Here is a 16,577-nt window from a genome sequence, read left to right on the forward strand (position 1 = left end):
GAGCGGCCGCCGCCAGCCCCCGACATCATGGCCGGGCCGCCCCCTTGCCGGGCCGCAACCGCCTGCAGGGCGAAAGGGGCGGCACGTGGCAGGGCTTGGACTGGCGCCGGCTGAATCAGGGACGGACATGCCGGAAGGCGGCGAAGCGCAACAGCCGCCGCGCGCCCGCGCCGCAGGGCGACGGGCCCGCCCCCCGCTCCGCCGGCGCCGGCGAACCGCGCGGCCGCCAGACTCAGCCGGTGGCGATATATTCGCGCAGCGCCTGATGCTCCATCTCGATTTCGGCGAGGCGGAACTTGACCACGTCGCCAATGGAGACAATGCCGGTCACCCGCCCCCTGTCCACCACCGGAACATGGCGGAACTTGCGGGTGGTCATCACCTCCATCAGCCCGTTGACGCTGTCGCTCTCCCCGCAGGTCACCACGTCCCGGGTCATGTGGAAACGCACCTCGTCGGCGAGCACGCCGGGACCGCGGGCGGCGACGGCGCGGACGATGTCCCGTTCCGACAGCACGCCCAGAAGCGCCCGCGTCCCGTCCAGGACAAGCACGGCGCCGATGCCCTCGGCCGACATGACGCCGGCGGCTTCCTGCAGGGTGGCGTCCGGTCCGACGGACGTAACCTTGCGGCCCTTGTGGGCCAGAATGCGCGCGACACTCATCGTGGCTTCCTCCAGTCCGTCCCTGCCCCTTGCTGCGTCTGCGGTCTGCGCGGCGGGCCCGCGCGGCGCCCTCCGGCGCGCACGCCCCCGCCAGCGCGGCTGGCCTGACAGAAGAATTGTGGGCGCAACAAGGCCTTAATGCAATGCGCCCGGTCCGCCAGGACGGCGCCCCGCGCCTGACGGGCGCGTGAACGGATCAAACAGCCCGAACAGCGCAAGGCCGGTGACGAAGCCGCCGATATGGGCCTGCCAGGCCACCTCGCCGGGCGTCACGCCCAGCGGTCCGGCCAGCAGGCCGAACACGACGTTGATGACCAGCCACGCCCCGCCGAACAGCAGCGCCCGGCGGTTGCGCAGCGTCTCGCGCAGGCTGTCGGCGTGGGCGAAATGTATGCTGGCCGGGCCGCCGAACAGCCCGCCGCGCACGTTGAAGGCGAAGCGCATGGCCGCGCCCATGCAGCCGGAAATCGCTCCCGAAGCGCCCACCATGGGAATGACGTCCATGGGCGTCGAAAGGTAATGGGCCGCCGCCCCGCCCACGGCGCAGACCAGGAAAAACGCCAGGAACCGCGCCGCGCCGAAGCGGCTGGCCAGCGGCGAGCCGAAGGCGACAAGCCACACCGCGTTCAGCCCCACATGGGTCCAGGAGCCGTGCAGGAAGGCGTGGGTGACGAACGTCCACGGCGCGAGCGTGTCCTGGTGGACGATCATCCGCCCCATGGCCATCCAGGCGGCGGCGGTTTCCGGCGGCAGCTCCTGCGCCCGGGCGGCGAGCGCCGGCAGGAAGCCGCCGGGATCCAGCCACCACGACACCCGCGCCGGCACGAAGGCCAGCCGGTACAGCCAGAAAAAGTCGCTGAACGCCGGCGCCATTTCCCGGACGCCGTGCACGAGCAGAAAAACGCCGACCAGCCCTGCGACGACGGTCGGCACGTTGAAGATCGGCTCCCGCGGCGCGGGAGAGAGGTGGGGCGCCGGGCCCCGGTCCGGATTGCTCATCATGAAATGATGCGGGCCACGGCTGATTCCCGCAAGGCCGCCCGCCGCCGGCGCGCCGGCCCGCGGCGGGCCCGGAGCGCCTGAGGCCGGCCAGACTGGGAACCTGAACGGTTAACCATTCGTTCATAATTGGCGACCTGGCGTCTTGCCGGTCCCGGGCGCGCATGGAATGGTTACCGGCAGGTTAACCCGCAGGGGTGCAGGTCGTGTCTGTCCGGTCCGGTCTTTTTCTCGCCGCGGCGCTCGCCGTCGCCACCAGCCAGGTCCAGGCGACGGACCTGAAGACCGCCGGCCTGTTCTCCGGCGCCGGTCCCGCGCGCGCCGCCGTGGTGGCCACCACCCTGCCGCCGGTCGGCTGGGCAGGGTTCTGCCAGAACTACCGCGACGAGTGTGACGACGCCCTCACCTCCCCGGCCGAGGTCCCGCTGAACCGCAAGACGCTGCGCGATCTCAAGGCGGTCAACGACCATTTCAACGCCACCATCATTCCGGTCACCGACATGGAGCACTGGGGCGTGGCCGAGCGCTGGGACTATCCGTCCGACGGCCGCGGCGACTGCGAGGACTATGTTCTGGCCAAGCGGCGCATGCTCATGGACATGGGCTATCCGCGCCAGGCGCTGCTCGTCACCGTGGTGCGCGACAATCTCGGCGAAGGCCACGCCGTGCTCACCGTGGTGACGGACCGCGGCGATCTCGTGCTGGACAACCGCCGCAGCGCGATCCTGCCCTGGAGCCGCACCGGCTACACGTTCGTCAAGCGCCAGTCTGCGGTGAGCCAGAACGCCTGGGTGTCGCTGGGCGCGCCGCAGGACGCGGTGGCCACCGCCTCGCGCTGAAACAGGAGCGGCGCGCCGGCCACGGCCCGCGCCAGCCGGCGAAAACCCGGCGCCAGCCAGCAAAAACATGGACGGCGCGACCCCGGGGCCGCGCCGTCCATGTTTTTTTTGCGCCGGAACGCGCCCTGCCCCGGGCGCGCGCTCAGCCGTCGACGGGCTTCAGGTCACTGACGAAGCGCTTCCAGTTGGCCACATAGTGCGCCGCGCTCATGCGCAGGCGGGCCACCTCCTCCTCGCGCAGCGGGCGGGCGACGCGGGCCGGCGCGCCGATGATCAGCGAGTGATCCGGAAATTCCTTGCCCTCCGGCACCAGGGCGTTGGCGCCCACCAGGCAGCCCTTGCCGATGCGGGCGCGGTTCAGCACCGTGGCGCCCATGCCGATGAGCGAACCTTCGCCGATGACGCAGCCGTGCAGGATGGCGCTGTGGCCGATGGTGCACTCCTCGCCGATGGTGATCGGCGCGCCAGGATCGGTGTGCAGCATGCACAGCTCCTGGATGTTGGTGCGGGCGCCGATGTCGATGAGCTCGTTGTCGCCGCGGATCACCGTGCCGAACCAGACGCCGACCCCTTCGCCGAGCCGGACGTTGCCGATGACATGGGCCGAGGGCGCGACCCAGTAAGAACCCGCAGCGGGCAGTTGCGGACGGACGTCGCCAAGTGCGTATACCGACATGATTTCCTCCAGTCGGCGCAAACGTTGGCGAAGCGGTCCGGGCGCGTCAAGGTCGCGGACGCCGCGCGGCGGCGCGAAGGCGACGCGAAGGCGTTTTCGCCGGGCTGGCGCCTTGCGCCGCCCCTGAATACGGGCGTCGCAAAAGCAAACGCGACGTCATCGCGGCGCCGCCGGCCCCAAATGTGAATTTCCGCGCAGGCGGATCCGGAAGAAAGTAAATGACGCCCCGATCCACTGCTGACCTGAACGCCCCTATGGAAACAGACGCCGAATTTCACATTTCCGATGACGTCATCATCGCCCGGAACCCGTCCGCCGAATTCACGGTCGGGGCGTTCCTCAGCCTGTTCATGGCTATGGCCATGATGTCGGCGCTGGTGTGCGCGCTGCTCGGCTGAGCGGGCGCCGCGGCCGGCGCCGGCCGCGGCGGGAGGGCGCATGCGCCCCCGCCGGCGCGGGAGCGGCCGTCGTCCGGAAAAGGCCGGCCCCCTGGCGGCCTGTGTCACTCGTCGTCCAGGTCGGTGTCGAGAATCGCCATCTGGAAGCTGTAGCTGCGGTCGCCGTCCTCGTCGTCGAGGAACAGCACGCCGATGAACTCCTCGCCAACATAGACCTCAGCGGAGTCCTTCTTGCGCGGGCGGGCCGCGACGCGGATGGCGGCGTTGCCGAAGGTGCGGCGCAGGTAACGCTCAACCCGGGCGAGTTCTTTCTTGTCCAAAGGAGTTCTCCGTAGGAGCGGCGCCGGCTCCGGAAGCGCCGCCCGGGACCCTTGTCCGGAGCGGCGCGGGAGCCGGACGGCCGGCTGGAAATGGATATGGCGCTGGCGGCGGCGCCCTGCGCCGGCGCGTGACGCCACAGGCATACACCCGGCGCCGGCGCGGCGACAGGCCCGCGCGGCCGGCGCCCACATGCGAGCGGGCGCCCTGCGGCTTCCGCCCACAGCCTGGTCGCGGCCCCGCGCGGGCTCAGATCGTGTAGTCCGTGGCCCAGTCGGCGAGGATCTGGTCCATGGTGCGGGCGGGTTCGGCGCAGCCGGCCGGCCCCACCACGCGCGCAGGCACGCCGGCCACGGTGACGTTGGCCGGCACCGGATGCAGCACCACCGAACCGGCGGCGACGCGGGCGCACTGGCCCACCTCGATGTTGCCGAGCACCTTGGCGCCGGCGCCCAGCAGCACGCCGGCGCGAATCTTGGGATGGCGGTCGCCGCGCTCCTTGCCGGTGCCGCCGAGGGTCACCCCCTGCAGGATCGAGACATTGTCCTGGATCACCGCCGTCTGGCCGACGACGAGGCCGGTGGCGTGGTCAAGGAAAATGCCCTTGCCGATGCGGGCCGCGGGGTTGATGTCGGTCTGGAACACTTCCGACGAGCGGCTCTGCAGCATCAGGGCGAAGTCCTTGCGCCCCTTGTCCCACAGCCAGTGGGCGAGGCGGTGGGTCTGGATGGCGTGGAAGCCCTTGAAGTACAGCACCGGCTCGATGAACCGCACGGTGGCCGGGTCGCGGTCGATCACCGCGGCGAGGTCAGCCCGCATGGCCTGGGCGATGGAAGGCTCGGAATCAAGCGCCTGGGTCCAGGCGCGCACAATGGTTTCCTCACCGAGCAGGCGGTGCGCGAGGCGCGAGGCGACGCGGTGGACGACGGCCATTTCCAGCGAGGCGTGGTCAAGGATGGTGGCCCGGATCAGGGGCTCCATGTCCGGCTCGCGCGCCAGCGCCGCTTCGGCCTCGTTGCGAATGTGCGTCCAGACAGGGTCCAGCGGCGTGACCTTGCCGGGGACCTTGCTATCATCGCGAACTGTAGCAAGCGTCATCTGTCTGTCTCCCATCTGGCGGACGTGCCTGACGCGCCCGCAGGGCGCGCGCCGGGCGGATGGCTTTATCACATAAACGCGCCAGCCGGAAAAACCAGCGGCGCCCCGGGCCTCACGATGAAAACTTTTTCTTCACCCACCAGCAAGCTCATCGCCGAAGCGGACGGCGGCGTCGGCGTCATTTCCATCAACAATGTCGCGAAACGCAACGCCCTTGACCTCGACATGTGGCGGGCGCTGCCCCAGCTGCTGGCCGACATGGCGGCGGACGAGGCGGTGCGCGTGATCGTGCTGCGCGGCGCCGGCGACAGCCCGTTCGCCTCCGGGGCGGACATCAGCGAGTTCCGCGTCCTGCGGGCCAGCGCCGCGGGCGGCAGGGCCTATGAGGAGAGCAATGAGGCGGCGTTCGCCGCCGTCAACGCCTGCCCGGTTCCGGTGATCGCCATGATCCGCGGCTTCTGCATGGGCGGCGGGGTTGGTCTGGCGGCCGCGTGCGACCTGCGCGTGGCGGCGGAGGGCGCGGTGTTCGGCGTGCCGGCGGCGCGCCTGGGCGTGGGCTATCCGCCGCGGGCGATGCGGCTGGTGGTGGCGGCCTTCGGCGATGCGGTGGCGCGCGACCTGTTCTTCACCGCCCGCCGCCTCGACGCGCAGGAGGCGAAGGCCCTGGGCGCCGTGCACCGGCTGTGGCCGGAGGCGGAGCTTGAGCGCGAGACCATGGCGCTGGCGCGGACGATCGCGGCCAACGCCCCGCTGGCGATGCGGTCGGCCAAGGCGTCGATCAACGCCGCCAGCGGCCTGCCGGGCGCGCCGGACGAGGCCGGCCTGCTGGCGCTGGCTGGCGCCTGTTTCGACAGCGAGGATTACGCCGAAGGCCGCGACGCCTTCCTGGAGAAGCGCCAGCCGGTGTTCCGGGGCCGGTAGCCGGCCCGCGCAGGCAGGGTCTGGCGGCGCCGACATGACGGCGTCAGGCGACGCGTCGCGCGCCTGGCGGGACGCAAGGCGGGCGCGCGCCACGGCCCGACGCCAGCGCCCCGCGTCGCGCCTCCGGGGCGCCTGCGTCCGCGCCTCTGCCGGCGTCTGCAAACCCGGCCGGAGCGCGGCGCGGCTCCTCCGCCCTCAGCCATCCCTGGCCGGGGCGAGGTCCACCAGGCGCAGCTCCGCCTTTTCACGGCCGCCCCAGCTGTTGATGGCGAGCGAGCCGGCCACGTGCACCTGGCGACCGGCGCAGGCCGCCAGCGCGTCGCCCAGGGGCTGGCCGAGGGCGCGGAAGGCGACCCCGCCGATCTCCGCGCCGTCGCCGGCCTTCAGCCGGTACCGCACGTGGCCGGCGCCCACCGGCAGCGCCTCCACCAGCCGCAGCCGCGGCAGGGCGAACAGCGGCTCGGGATTGCCCGCCCCGTAGGGGCCGGCGCGCTCCAGCATGGACACAAGCGCAGGCTGCGCGCCGGCGGCGGAGAGCGTGCCGTCCAGCAGCAGCTCGGCGGCGTGGGCGCCGATGTCGTCGCCGGCCAGCCCCTCCTCGAGGAAGGCGGCGAACGCCTCCAGTCCGTCCGCCGGCACGGTGACGCCGGCCGCCATGGCGTGGCCGCCGCCCTTCGCCGCGACGCCGCGCTCCACCGCCAGCCGGGCCAGCCGCCCCAGGTCCACCCCCGGAACCGAACGGCCGGAGCCGGTGGCCACGCCGTCCGCGCGAATGGCGAAGGCGAAGGCCGGACGGCCGAAGCGCTCCTTCAGCCGCGAGGCGATGAGCCCGACCACGCCGGGATGCCACTCCGGCGACCCCAGCACGATGGCGCGCATGCCGGGCGTGGCCGCCAGCCGCCGCTCCGTCTCGGCGGCCGCCTCCTCCACCGCCTGCTGCTCGATCTCCTGGCGCTGGCGGTTGAGCTCGTCCAGCTCCATGGCGATACGGGCCGCCTCGGCCGGGTCGGAGGTCAGCAGCAGCCGCGCGCCCAGCGCCGCGTCGCCGATGCGGCCGCCGGCGTTGATGCGCGGCCCCACCAGATAGCCCATGTGCCAGGCCTCCGGCGGGCCCTTGAGCCGCGCCACGTCGACGAGCGCCGTGAGCCCAGGCCGGCGGCGCTGGCGCATCACCTGCAGCCCCTGGCGCACGAAGGCGCGGTTCAGCCCCACCAGCGGCGCCACGTCGGCCACCGTGCCGAGCGCCACCAGATCGAGCCCGCTCATCAGGTCCGGCTCCCGGCCGCCGCGCCAGAAGCCCTCCTCCCGCAGGATGCGGTTCACCGCCACCAGCGCCAGAAAGGTGACGCCGGCGGCGCACAGATAGCCAAGGCCGGAAAGGTCGTCCTGCCGGTTGGGATTCACCAGCGCCAGCGCATGCGGCAGATGCTCGGGCGCCTGGTGATGGTCGAGGACGACCACGTCGAAGCCAACCTCGCGGGCGGTCTCGAAAGCCTCATGGCTGGCGGCGCCGCAGTCCACCGTGACCAGCAGCGTCGCCCCCTGGCGGCGCAGCGCCCGGATGGCCTCGCTGTTGGGGCCGTAGCCCTCGGTCACGCGGTCCGGGATGTGGACCATGAACGGCGCGCCGCAGTATTGCAGGAAGTCGCCCAGCAGGGCGCTGGAGGTGGCGCCGTCCACGTCATAGTCGCCGAAAATCGCCACGCGCTCGCGGCGGCGGATGGCGTCGGCGAGGCGCCGCGCCGCCGTCTCCATGTCGCGCAGCACGTAAGGATCCGGCATCAGGTCGCGCAGGCGCGGCTCGAGGAAGGCCGGCGCGCCCTCCAGCGGCACGTTGCGGCCGGCGAGCACGCGGGCGAGCGCGTCGGAAAGGCCATGCGCCTGGGCGTGGGCCAGCGCCAGGGCTTCGGCGCGTGCGTCGCACCGGCTGCGCCACGTCCGCCCCAGCGCCGAACGCTCCACCCCGAGCAGCACAGGGCCCCGCGCCCCTTCCGCCATCGTCGCTCCCGCCAGCATGCCGTTCCCGCCGTCCCCTGATCCGCCATGACGAATCGCGCGCCGGTCCAGCCGGCGCGAGTCGCGCATATGGCGGCCATATAGCAGCAATCGCGGCCGGCGGCGCCCAGGGGGACGGACGGCGCGGGCGTCGCCGCCGCGGCGCGCGGGCGGCGACTGCCAGGAGCGGGCGCCCTGCCCCCCTCGCCGGAAGGAGGCGACAAAAAAGGGGCGCCGCAGCGCCCCTTTCCGCCTGGCTTCGCCGGAATGCGAGAGCGCGGCCGCTCTCAGCCCTCCAGCTGGAACTTGCTGAGGTCGCGGTGCTCGGCGATGATGCGGCGCACCGTGCCGGTGACCGAGCGGTAAACGATGGTCTCGGTCTCGATCACGTTCTTGCCGAAGCGCACGCCCCGCAGCAGGGCGCCGTCGGTGACGCCGGTGGCGGCCACGATAACGTCGCCGGAGGCGAGGTCCTCCATGTCATAGACGCGGTCCGGGTCGGTGACGCCCATGCCGCGGGCGCGCTCGCGCTTCTCCTCGGTGTCGAGGATCAGGCGGCCCTGCATCTGGCCGCCGATGCAGCGCAGGGCGCCCGCCGCCAGCACGCCTTCCGGCGCCGCGCCGATGCCCATGTAGATGTCGATGCCGGTCTCGTCCGGATTGGCGGTGTAGATCACGCCGGCGACGTCGCCGTCCGAGATCAGGCGCACGGCGGCGCCGGTGCTGCGGATGGCGGCGATCAGGTCGGCGTGACGCGGACGGTCAAGCACCAGCGCGGTGATCTCGGAGGGATCGACGCCCTTGGCCCTGGCCAGGTTGCGGATGTTGTCCTCGGGCCTGGCGTCCAGATGCACCACGCCCTTCGGATAGCCGGGGCCGATGGCGATCTTCTGCATGTAGACGTCCGGGGCGGCGAGCAGCGTGCCGCTTTCCGCCATGGCCATCACGGCGATGGAGCCGGGCATGTCCTTGGCGCAGAGCGTGGTGCCCTCGAGCGGATCGACGGCGATGTCAACCCTGGGGCCGCCGGCGCCGACCTTCTCGCCGATGAACAGCATGGGGGCCTCGTCGCGCTCGCCCTCGCCGATCACCACGGTGCCCTCGATGGGCAGGCGGTTCAGCTCGCGACGCATGGCGTCCACGGCGGCCTGGTCGGCGGCCTTCTCGTTGCCATGACCGCGCAGGCGCGCGGCGGCGACGGCGGCGCGCTCGGTCACCCGCACCAGCTCCATGCTCAGGATGCGCTCGATGATTTTGCCCTGCGGAACGGTGATGTCGGTCATTACGTTACGGCCCCTCGAATTGCGCGCCCTCCGCCCCGGCGGTGCGGCGGCGGACGTGCGCCAGAACTGCGGATCTGCGCGAAGCCCCGGCCAGGCGGCGGGGCGCCCGCGACGCTCGCCGGACCATGTCGCCGGCGCGTCGCCAGGTCAATTGCGTTCGATGCGGATCACCTGCGGCGAGGCGCCCACATAACCGTCCGCGGTCGCCTTCTGCAGCGCGCCGCGCACCGCCTCCTCGGTGGTGTCGTAGGTGATCAGGATCACGGGCACCTCGGCCCCGGAGCGGCCGCGCGGGTCAAGCTCCGCCGCCTCGCGCGAGCGCCGCTGCACGATCGACTCCAGCGAGATGCCCGCCTCGGCCATGCGGCTGGCCACGGAGGCCGCGGCCCCCGGCCGGTCCAGCAGGTTGACGCGCACGTAATAGCCGCCGGGGTGGTCCTTCACCGGCGCGCGCTTCATATGGCGCAGCTCGCCGGCCGGCGCGGCCAGCACCGGACCGCGGCTGCCCGCCTGGGCGATGTCGACGATGTCGGCGATCACCGAGGAGGCGGTGGCGTCGCCGCCGGCGCCCGGCCCCACCAGGGTGAGCTCGCCAAGCGGCGTGGCGTCGACGTGCACGGCGTTGGTGACGCCCATCACCCGCGCCAGCGGCGATGATTTCTCCACCATGGTCGGGCACACCCGCTGCTCGACGCCGTCGGCGGTGCGCGTCGCCACCCCCAGCAGCTTGATGCGGTAACCCAGCTGCTCGGCCATGCGGATGTCGATGGGCTGCACGGAGCGGATGCCCTCCACCCGCACCGCCTCGGCGTCGATGCGCAGGCCGAAGGCGAGGCTGGCGAGAATGGCCAGCTTGTGGGCGGTGTCGTGGCCGTCCACGTCGAAGCTGGGGTCGGCCTCGGCATAGCCCAGCCGCTGGGCGTCGGCGAGGCACGCCTCGAACGACAGCCCCTCCTGCTCCATGCGGCTGAGGATGTAGTTACAGGTGCCGTTCAGGATGCCGGACACCTGGGTGATCTCGTTGCCAACCAGCGACTCGCGCAGCGTCTTGATCACCGGAATGCCGCCGGCCACAGCCGCCTCGAAGGCGAGCGCAACGCCCCGGCGCTCGGCCATGGCGGCGAGATCCATGCCGTGGGCGGCGAGCAGCGCCTTGTTGGCGGTGACCACATGCAGGCCGCGCGCCAGCGCCGCCTCGACGGTAGCGCGCGCCGGCCCTCCGGCGCCGCCGATCAGCTCGACGACGCAGTCCACGTCGGCCTCGCGCGCGAGACGGACAGGATCATCGAACCAGGCGAAAGCAGAAATGTCGACGCCGCGGTCGCGGGCGCGGTCACGCGCCGAAACGGCGACCACCTCGATCTCGCGGCCGGAAACCTGGGCGAGCGCCGCCCGCCGCCGGGCCAGCAGCCTGAGCAACGATGCGCCGACCGTGCCGAGGCCCGCGACGCCAATCCTGAGAGGAGTTTTCATGCGCTGCCGATGGCATGCCCCCACGCGTCCTGTCAACGGACGAGCGCGCGGACGGAAGCAGTAACAGGAAGGGGAAAACGCGGGCGCCGCCGGCGGACGGCGCGCCCCGCACAAGGGAAAATGAAAACGCGTCCCTGGCCGGCGCGCGGTCTCGCGCCGCAGGAGCGGCCTGCGCCGCCGGCGGCGGCCGCGGCGACGCGCGGCCGCGACGATCTGCTGCGCCGTCCCGGCCGCGAACCGCCGCCGCGACGGCGCGGGCCGTCAGCCGAACAGCAGCACGTCTTCGAGGCTGCCGCGGCGGGCGCCGGCTCCGGCCGGCCGGGCTGCGTCGGCCCTGGCCGCGGCCGCCGCGGCCGGCTGCGGCTGCGGGACCGGGGCGGCCGCGGGCCGAAGCGGCCGCGGCGCGGCGGCGGCCGCCGGCGTCTGCGCCATCATCCGGACGGGCGAAGCCGCCCCGCTCCGCCCCGCGGCGCCGGCCTGGTCCGCCGGCGGCCGGGCCGCGGCGCTCACCAGCGCGGCGTACTGCGCCTCCGGCATGACCACGAGCCGCTCGCCGGAAGCTGCGACGATGGTGCGAACCTGAGCCTGCATTGTCGTGTCCCTTATCATGTCTCCGGCGTCCTGCGCGGAGAACCTGAACCATGAACGCGACGGCGCCGGCCGCGCCGCGGCGCGCGCGCCGTCCAGGGCGGGGCGTCAGGCTCCCCGCCGCCGTTCCTCCCCTGCGGGCGCGTCAGCCGGGCGCGCCTGGCGCGCCGCCGGATCCTGACCCGCCGTGCGCCGGCGCCCGCATCCGTTCCCGCGGGGCGCGCAAGACAGATGTAATGTGCATGACGGCTTTTCCATGACAATGCGCCGGCGGCCCTCTCCTGCATAGCGCCGCCCCAACTTTTGACTAATACCAGGTTAAACTGCCGCCTGATCTTGTAACAGTCCGTCATATTTCGTGAGCGGCGGGCGCGAACCGCGCCGTATCCGCTCCGGGGCGCGGCCGCGGACAAAAAAGAACCCGCCGTCACCGGCGGGTCCTGACGCGCGACAGGCGGAACGGGGCGGCCGCGGGCGCTCAGTCGCGCGGCGCGGCCGGGCCGCCGTTGTGACGGCGCGCCGCGTCCTGTTCGAAGAAGCGGCGGATGTTGCGCGCCGCCTGGCGGATGCGCTGCTCGTTCTCCACCACGGCGATGCGCACGTAGCCGTCGCCGTACTCGCCGAAGCCCACGCCCGGCGCCACCGCCACCGAGGCCTGGTCCACCAGCAGCTTGGCGAACTCCAGCGAGCCGAGGTCACGGAACTGCTCCGGAATCGGCGCCCAGGCGAACATGGAGGCGGTGGGAACCGGAACGGTCCAGCCGGCGCGGCCGAAGGACTCCACCAGCGCGTCGCGGCGCCTGCGGTAGATGTCGCGCATCTCGCGCACGCAGTCGTCGGGGCCGTTCAGGGCGGCGGTGGCCGCCACCTGGATCGGCGTGTAGGCGCCGTAGTCGAGATAGGACTTCACCCGCGCCAGCGCCGCGATCAGCCGCTCGTTGCCCACGGCGAAGCCGATTCGCCAGCCGGCCATGGAGAAGGTCTTGGACATGGAGGTGAACTCCACCGTCACGTCCATGGCCCCGTCCACCTGCAGCACCGACGGCGGCGGGTCGCGGTCGTCGAAATAGACCTCGGCGTAGGCGAGATCGGAGAGGATGATCAGCTCGTGCTTCTTCGCGAAGGCGACGAGGTCCCTGTAGAAATCCAGCGACGCCACATAGGCGGTGGGGTTGGACGGATAGCAGACCACCACCGCGATCGGCTTCGGAATCGAATGCTGCACCGCCCGCTCGAGCGCCGGGAAGAAGGCCGGGGTCGGCTCGGCCGGCACCGAGCGGATGACGCCGCCGGCCATGAGGAAGCCGAAGGCGTGGATCGGATAGCTCGGGTTGGGCACCAGAATGACGTCGCCTGGCGCGGTGATGGCCTGCGCCATGTTGGCGAAGCCCTCCTTGGAGCCGAGCGTGGCCACCACCTGGGTCTCGGGATCGAGGGTCACGCCGAAACGGCGCCTGTAATAGGCCGCCTGGGCGCGGCGCAGGCCGGGAATGCCGCGCGAGGCGGAGTAGCGGTCCGTGCGCGGCTTGCCGACGGTCTCGACCAGCTTCTCGATGACGTGGCGCGGCGTGGGCAGGTCCGGATTGCCCATGCCGAGATCAACGATGTCGGCCCCGCGGGCCCGCGCCGCTGCCTTGGACCTGTTGACCTGCTCGAAGACATAGGGCGGCAAGCGCTTGATTCGGTAAAACTCGGTCATGGTTACAGGTCCCTGGTCACGGTCCTAGCCGCATTTCCCCGCGCCATTGCGTTCTGGTGCGGCGCAGGATGCGGGAAGCTGTCGTGTGTATCAAACTGGAGCCGGGTTTCCAGCAGGTTTCGCGTCCGGCGGCCGCCGCGTGGCGCCGGAGGCGCTCACCGTGCGGGGGGCTTCGCCCGTCCGGCGGGCTGCGCCGCCGGCGACGTCGCGCGCTGGATGGGCGGCTGCGCCTGCGCCTCCGCCTGGGCCGCCGCGCCTTCGGCCGCGGTGCGTTGCCTGGCGGCGTCGAGCTCCGCCTCCAGCGCCTTCACCTCCTCCGGCGTGCGGGGACCGGAGGGGCGCGCCGGCAGCTCGCGCTCGATGCGCATGTAGCCCGTGTCCGCGCGCCGGCTCTCCGCCACGAAGGGCGCGGGCTGGGGCGCGTCCGTGGCGAAATCCACCACCCTGGCCACGCCGCGCAGCGGCGAGTTCTCCGCGGCGCAGCCGGCGAGCGCCGCCGCGGCCGCCCCTGCGAGGGCGACGGCGGCGATGGGGCGGATGAGGCGCCGGAAACGGCGGGAAGCTTGCGTGCGCATGCTGTTACGATACGCTAGGGTTGCGGCCGCGAAAACCGTCTGCGCGGCCATTCAGGCGGCGAGGCCGCCGGTCATGAGCAGCAGGTTCTGCACCGCCGCCCCCGAAGCGCCCTTGCCGAGATTGTCCAGCCGGGCCACCAGCACCGCCTGGCGCGCCTCCTCATTGCCGAACACGAACAGCTGCAGGCGGCTGGTGCCGTTGAGCGCCTCCGGCTCGAGGCGGCCGCCGAAGGCGGCGGTCTCCTCCGCCGGCATCACCTCCACGGCGCCGCCGGCCGGATACCACGCCGCCAGCGCCTGGCGCAGGTCTCCGACCGCCGGCCTGCCGGGCAGCGCGTCGAGATGGAGCGGCACGGACACCAGCATGCCTTGGCGGAAATTGCCCACGGAGGGCACGAACAGCGGCCGGCGGCCGAGGCGGGCGTAAGCCTGGATCTCGGGAAGGTGCTTGTGTGCCAGCGACAGGCCGTAGAGCTCGAAGGCGGGAGCGGCGCCCTTCTCATAGGCCTCGATCATCTGCCGGCCGCCGCCGGAATAGCCGCTGACGGCGTTGATGGACACGGGCGTGTCCTCGCCGATGTAGCCGGCCTCGCGCAGCGGCCGGAGCAGGGCGACGGCGCCGGTGGGATAGCAGCCCGGATTGGCGACGAAGCGTGCGCTGGCGATGGCCTGCGCCTGGCCCGGCTGCAGCTCGGCGAATCCATAGACCCAGCCTTCGGCGACGCGGTGGGCGGTGGAGGCGTCCAGCACCTTGGGGCCGCGCGCGCCCAGCTCCTTCACCAGGGCCACGGTCTCCCTCGCGGCGTCGTCCGGCAGGCAGAGGATGACCACGTCCACCTCCGAGAGCAGGCGGCGCTTGGCGTCCACGTCCTTGCGCAGCCCGTGCGGAATGCTGCGCAGGACAATGTCCGGCCTGCCCTCCAGGCGCTCGCGGATGCCGAGCCCCGTGGTGCCGGCCTCGCCGTCAATGAAGACGACGGCGGGACGCGCCCTGCTGGCTGCGGTGTCGGACGTGCTGCTGGTTCCGGCGCCCATGACCTGTCTCCTGAAGCCTCAAGCGGCGGCGCCGGCGGCGCGATGTCGCCGGCCTGGCCGCGCCTCCACAGGCGTTACTCCAGCCTGCGGCAAAAATCCAACCGCGTCGCGCGGCCCGCCCATGCGCCCGCCGCCGCCCTGCCCCCGGCCGGGAGCGGCTCGGGCGGCGCAGGCGCGGACAGGAGCCGCGCAACGAAAAAGGGCGACCCGAAGGCCGCCCCTTGCCGGAAAGGTCGCAGCCGCATGCAGGACGCGGCTGCGGCGACCGGTCAGCGCTTCGAGAACTGGAAGCTGCGGCGGGCCTTGGCGCGACCGTACTTCTTGCGCTCCACGACGCGGCTGTCGCGGGTGAGGAAGCCTTCCTTCTTCAGCGCCGGACGCAGCTCGGGCTCGTAGTAGGTCAGGGCCTTGGCGATGCCGTGACGCACGGCGCCGGCCTGGCCGGAAAGACCGCCGCCGGTGACGGTGACGGTGACGTCGAACTGGCCGGCGCGGTTGGTCAGCTCCAGCGGCTGGTTGATCAGCATGCGCAGCACCGGGCGGGCGAAGTAAACCTCGACCGGGCGCTCGTTGACGGTGATCTTGCCGGAGCCGGGCCTGATGTAGACGCGGGCGATGGCGTTCTTGCGCTTGCCGGTGGCGTAGGCGCGGCCGAGGGCGTCGACCTTGCGCTCATGCACGGGAGCGTCGTTGACGACGGCGGCGGCGTTGGCCTGGCCAAGATCCGCGAGGCTCTGGAGGGTCTCAGCCATGATCAGGCGCTCCTCGAGTTCTTGGGATTGAGAGCGGCGACGTCCAGCTTCTCAGGCTGCTGGGCGGCGTGCGGATGCTCGGGACCGGCGTACACGCGCAGGTTGCCGATAATCTTGCGGAACAGCGGACCGCGCGGCAGCATGCGCTCCACAGCCTTCTCGACGACGCGCTCCGGGAAGCGCCCCTCCAGGATGAAGCGGGCCGTACGGGCCTTGATGCCGCCCGGATGGCCGGTGTGGTGGTAGTAGACCTTCTTCTCGTACTTGCGGCCCGTGAACACCACCTTGTCGGCGTTGATGACGATCACGTTGTCGCCGCAGTCGACGTGGGGGGTGTAGGTGGGCTTGTGCTTGCCGCGCAGACGCATGGCGACGATGGAAGCGAGGCGGCCGACGACGAGACCTTCGGCGTCGATGAGCACCCACTTCTTTTCAACGTCGGCCGGCTTTGCCGAGTAGGTTTTCATGGATCTGTCTCAACTTTCGCGGGGCGGCGGGCCCCTGACGATGAACGCTCCGGCAGGCGGCCGCGCGCGAGCCTTGCGCGGCACCGCCTCCGGGGCGGGCTGGCCTGCGTGTAACTGCTGGCGCGCCATGCGTCAAGCGCCGCAGATTCTTCAACGCCACGTAAATGCGTTATTTTTCAAAAGCTTGTCATATACGGTAATATAATACCGTAAATTTCTGCGTGCGGATCCCGCGCCAGACGGGAGGTGGCCGCGACCGGCGCGGCCAGTCAGCGCGGCGGAATCGAATAGGTGCCGGTGGCGTGGCACACCAGCCCGTCTTCGCCGTCCGAATACAGGCTCACCTCGCCCACGGCGAGACGCTTGCCCAGCTTCAGCAGGCGGCAGTCGGCGATGAGGTCCTTCGGCGCCGGCTTGCGCAGGAAGTTGAACGACAGGTTGGTGGTCACGGCGAGGGTCACCGGGCCGATCGAGGCCATGATCGCCGCATAAAGCGCCAGATCCGCCAGCGCCATCATGGTGGGCCCGGAAATCGTGCCGCCGGGACGCAGCTGCGCGGGCGAATACACCGACCGCACCCGCGCCGTGAGATAGCCCACGCTCTCGATCACCCGCGGGGCGTTGTCCGCCCACATCTCCGGAAACTCCCGGCGCAGGGTTTCCTCCAGTTCGGCGACCGTCATCACCGCCGCGGGCGCGTTCTGGGCCGTCATGCGCATTCCTCCCTGATATCCGGACAGGCAGTTTTGCCGCCGGCGCGGCCCATCCGCAACCTTGCGGTCCGCCAGCCCTTGCCT

18 protein-coding genes are annotated in these 16,577 nt (G+C 71.9%); 3 read left to right on the forward strand and 15 right to left on the reverse strand.

Annotation, left to right across the window (positions count from 1 at the left end):
• Positions 1–232: 232 nt before the first annotated feature.
• Positions 233–664 (reverse strand): CBS domain-containing protein, encoded by a 432-nt coding sequence (locus tag ACFFJB_RS08780; RefSeq protein ID WP_376830830.1) that lies wholly within the window; start codon positions 662–664, stop codon positions 233–235.
• A gap of 135 nt (positions 665–799) precedes the next feature.
• Positions 800–1,666, reverse strand: coding sequence for a rhomboid family intramembrane serine protease (locus ACFFJB_RS08785; protein WP_376830831.1), 867 nt, complete (start codon positions 1,664–1,666; stop codon positions 800–802).
• A gap of 203 nt (positions 1,667–1,869) precedes the next feature.
• On the opposite strand from ACFFJB_RS08785, the gene ACFFJB_RS08790 reads away from it, so the two are divergent.
• Positions 1,870–2,502 carry a transglutaminase-like cysteine peptidase gene (locus ACFFJB_RS08790; protein WP_376830832.1) on the forward strand — a complete coding sequence of 211 codons (633 nt, stop codon included), beginning with the start codon at positions 1,870–1,872 and terminating at the stop codon, positions 2,500–2,502.
• A gap of 142 nt (positions 2,503–2,644) precedes the next feature.
• Here the strand turns inward: ACFFJB_RS08790 and ACFFJB_RS08795 are convergent, their stop codons facing one another.
• Positions 2,645–3,178 carry a gamma carbonic anhydrase family protein gene (locus ACFFJB_RS08795; protein WP_376830833.1) on the reverse strand — a complete coding sequence of 178 codons (534 nt, stop codon included), beginning with the start codon at positions 3,176–3,178 and terminating at the stop codon, positions 2,645–2,647.
• A gap of 254 nt (positions 3,179–3,432) precedes the next feature.
• On the opposite strand from ACFFJB_RS08795, the gene ACFFJB_RS08800 reads away from it, so the two are divergent.
• Positions 3,433–3,576 (forward strand): hypothetical protein, encoded by a 144-nt coding sequence (locus ACFFJB_RS08800; protein WP_376830834.1) that lies wholly within the window; start codon positions 3,433–3,435, stop codon positions 3,574–3,576.
• 104 nt (positions 3,577–3,680) lie between these two features.
• On the opposite strand, the gene ACFFJB_RS08805 is transcribed toward ACFFJB_RS08800, so the two are convergent.
• Together ACFFJB_RS08805 and cysE are read right to left on the reverse strand one after the other, a co-directional pair.
• Positions 3,681–3,896 carry a DUF3126 family protein gene (locus tag ACFFJB_RS08805; protein ID WP_376830835.1) on the reverse strand — a complete coding sequence of 72 codons (216 nt, stop codon included), beginning with the start codon at positions 3,894–3,896 and terminating at the stop codon, positions 3,681–3,683.
• 247 nt (positions 3,897–4,143) lie between these two features.
• Positions 4,144–4,992, reverse strand: a complete 849-nt coding sequence (cysE, locus tag ACFFJB_RS08810) for a serine O-acetyltransferase (RefSeq protein WP_376830836.1) — start codon at positions 4,990–4,992, stop codon at positions 4,144–4,146.
• A gap of 117 nt (positions 4,993–5,109) precedes the next feature.
• On the opposite strand from cysE, the gene ACFFJB_RS08815 reads away from it, so the two are divergent.
• Positions 5,110–5,913 (forward strand): enoyl-CoA hydratase, encoded by an 804-nt coding sequence (locus ACFFJB_RS08815; RefSeq protein ID WP_376830837.1) that lies wholly within the window; start codon positions 5,110–5,112, stop codon positions 5,911–5,913.
• Between the two features lie 195 nt (positions 5,914–6,108).
• Here the strand turns inward: ACFFJB_RS08815 and recJ are convergent, their stop codons facing one another.
• The 10 genes from recJ to ACFFJB_RS08865 all read right to left on the reverse strand — a co-directional run bounded on the left by recJ (position 6,109) and on the right by ACFFJB_RS08865 (position 16,493).
• Entirely contained in the window at positions 6,109–7,929 is a 1,821-nt protein-coding gene (gene recJ, locus ACFFJB_RS08820; RefSeq protein ID WP_376830838.1) for a single-stranded-DNA-specific exonuclease RecJ, read from the reverse strand.
• 266 nt (positions 7,930–8,195) lie between these two features.
• On the reverse strand, positions 8,196–9,191 hold the full coding sequence (gene glpX / locus ACFFJB_RS08825; protein WP_376830839.1) for a class II fructose-bisphosphatase: 996 nt from the start codon (positions 9,189–9,191) through the stop codon (positions 8,196–8,198).
• A gap of 147 nt (positions 9,192–9,338) precedes the next feature.
• Complete coding sequence (locus ACFFJB_RS08830) at positions 9,339–10,664, reverse strand: homoserine dehydrogenase (RefSeq protein ID WP_376830840.1); 1,326 nt, start codon at positions 10,662–10,664, stop codon at positions 9,339–9,341.
• A 261-nt stretch (positions 10,665–10,925) separates the two neighbouring features.
• Entirely contained in the window at positions 10,926–11,255 is a 330-nt protein-coding gene (locus ACFFJB_RS08835; protein WP_376830841.1) for a hypothetical protein, read from the reverse strand.
• A 475-nt stretch (positions 11,256–11,730) separates the two neighbouring features.
• Positions 11,731–12,951, reverse strand: a complete 1,221-nt coding sequence (locus tag ACFFJB_RS08840) for an LL-diaminopimelate aminotransferase (RefSeq protein WP_376830842.1) — start codon at positions 12,949–12,951, stop codon at positions 11,731–11,733.
• A gap of 155 nt (positions 12,952–13,106) precedes the next feature.
• A complete protein-coding gene (locus tag ACFFJB_RS08845; RefSeq protein ID WP_376830843.1) occupies positions 13,107–13,526 on the reverse strand; it encodes a hypothetical protein in 420 nt (139 codons plus the stop codon).
• Between the two features lie 51 nt (positions 13,527–13,577).
• Positions 13,578–14,561 carry an N-acetyl-gamma-glutamyl-phosphate reductase gene (argC, locus tag ACFFJB_RS08850; RefSeq protein WP_376830844.1) on the reverse strand — a complete coding sequence of 328 codons (984 nt, stop codon included), beginning with the start codon at positions 14,559–14,561 and terminating at the stop codon, positions 13,578–13,580.
• 269 nt (positions 14,562–14,830) lie between these two features.
• Positions 14,831–15,313 carry a 30S ribosomal protein S9 gene (gene rpsI, locus ACFFJB_RS08855; protein WP_376830845.1) on the reverse strand — a complete coding sequence of 161 codons (483 nt, stop codon included), beginning with the start codon at positions 15,311–15,313 and terminating at the stop codon, positions 14,831–14,833.
• Between the two features lie 2 nt (positions 15,314–15,315).
• Positions 15,316–15,780 carry a 50S ribosomal protein L13 gene (gene rplM / locus ACFFJB_RS08860; protein WP_376830846.1) on the reverse strand — a complete coding sequence of 155 codons (465 nt, stop codon included), beginning with the start codon at positions 15,778–15,780 and terminating at the stop codon, positions 15,316–15,318.
• Positions 15,781–16,049: 269 nt separating this feature from the next.
• Positions 16,050–16,493 (reverse strand): PaaI family thioesterase, encoded by a 444-nt coding sequence (locus ACFFJB_RS08865; protein ID WP_376830847.1) that lies wholly within the window; start codon positions 16,491–16,493, stop codon positions 16,050–16,052.
• Positions 16,494–16,577 lie beyond the last annotated feature (84 nt).

Origin of the sequence: Camelimonas abortus (assembly GCF_042432745.1) — a bacterium.
GTDB lineage: Bacteria > Pseudomonadota > Alphaproteobacteria > Rhizobiales > Beijerinckiaceae > Camelimonas > Camelimonas abortus.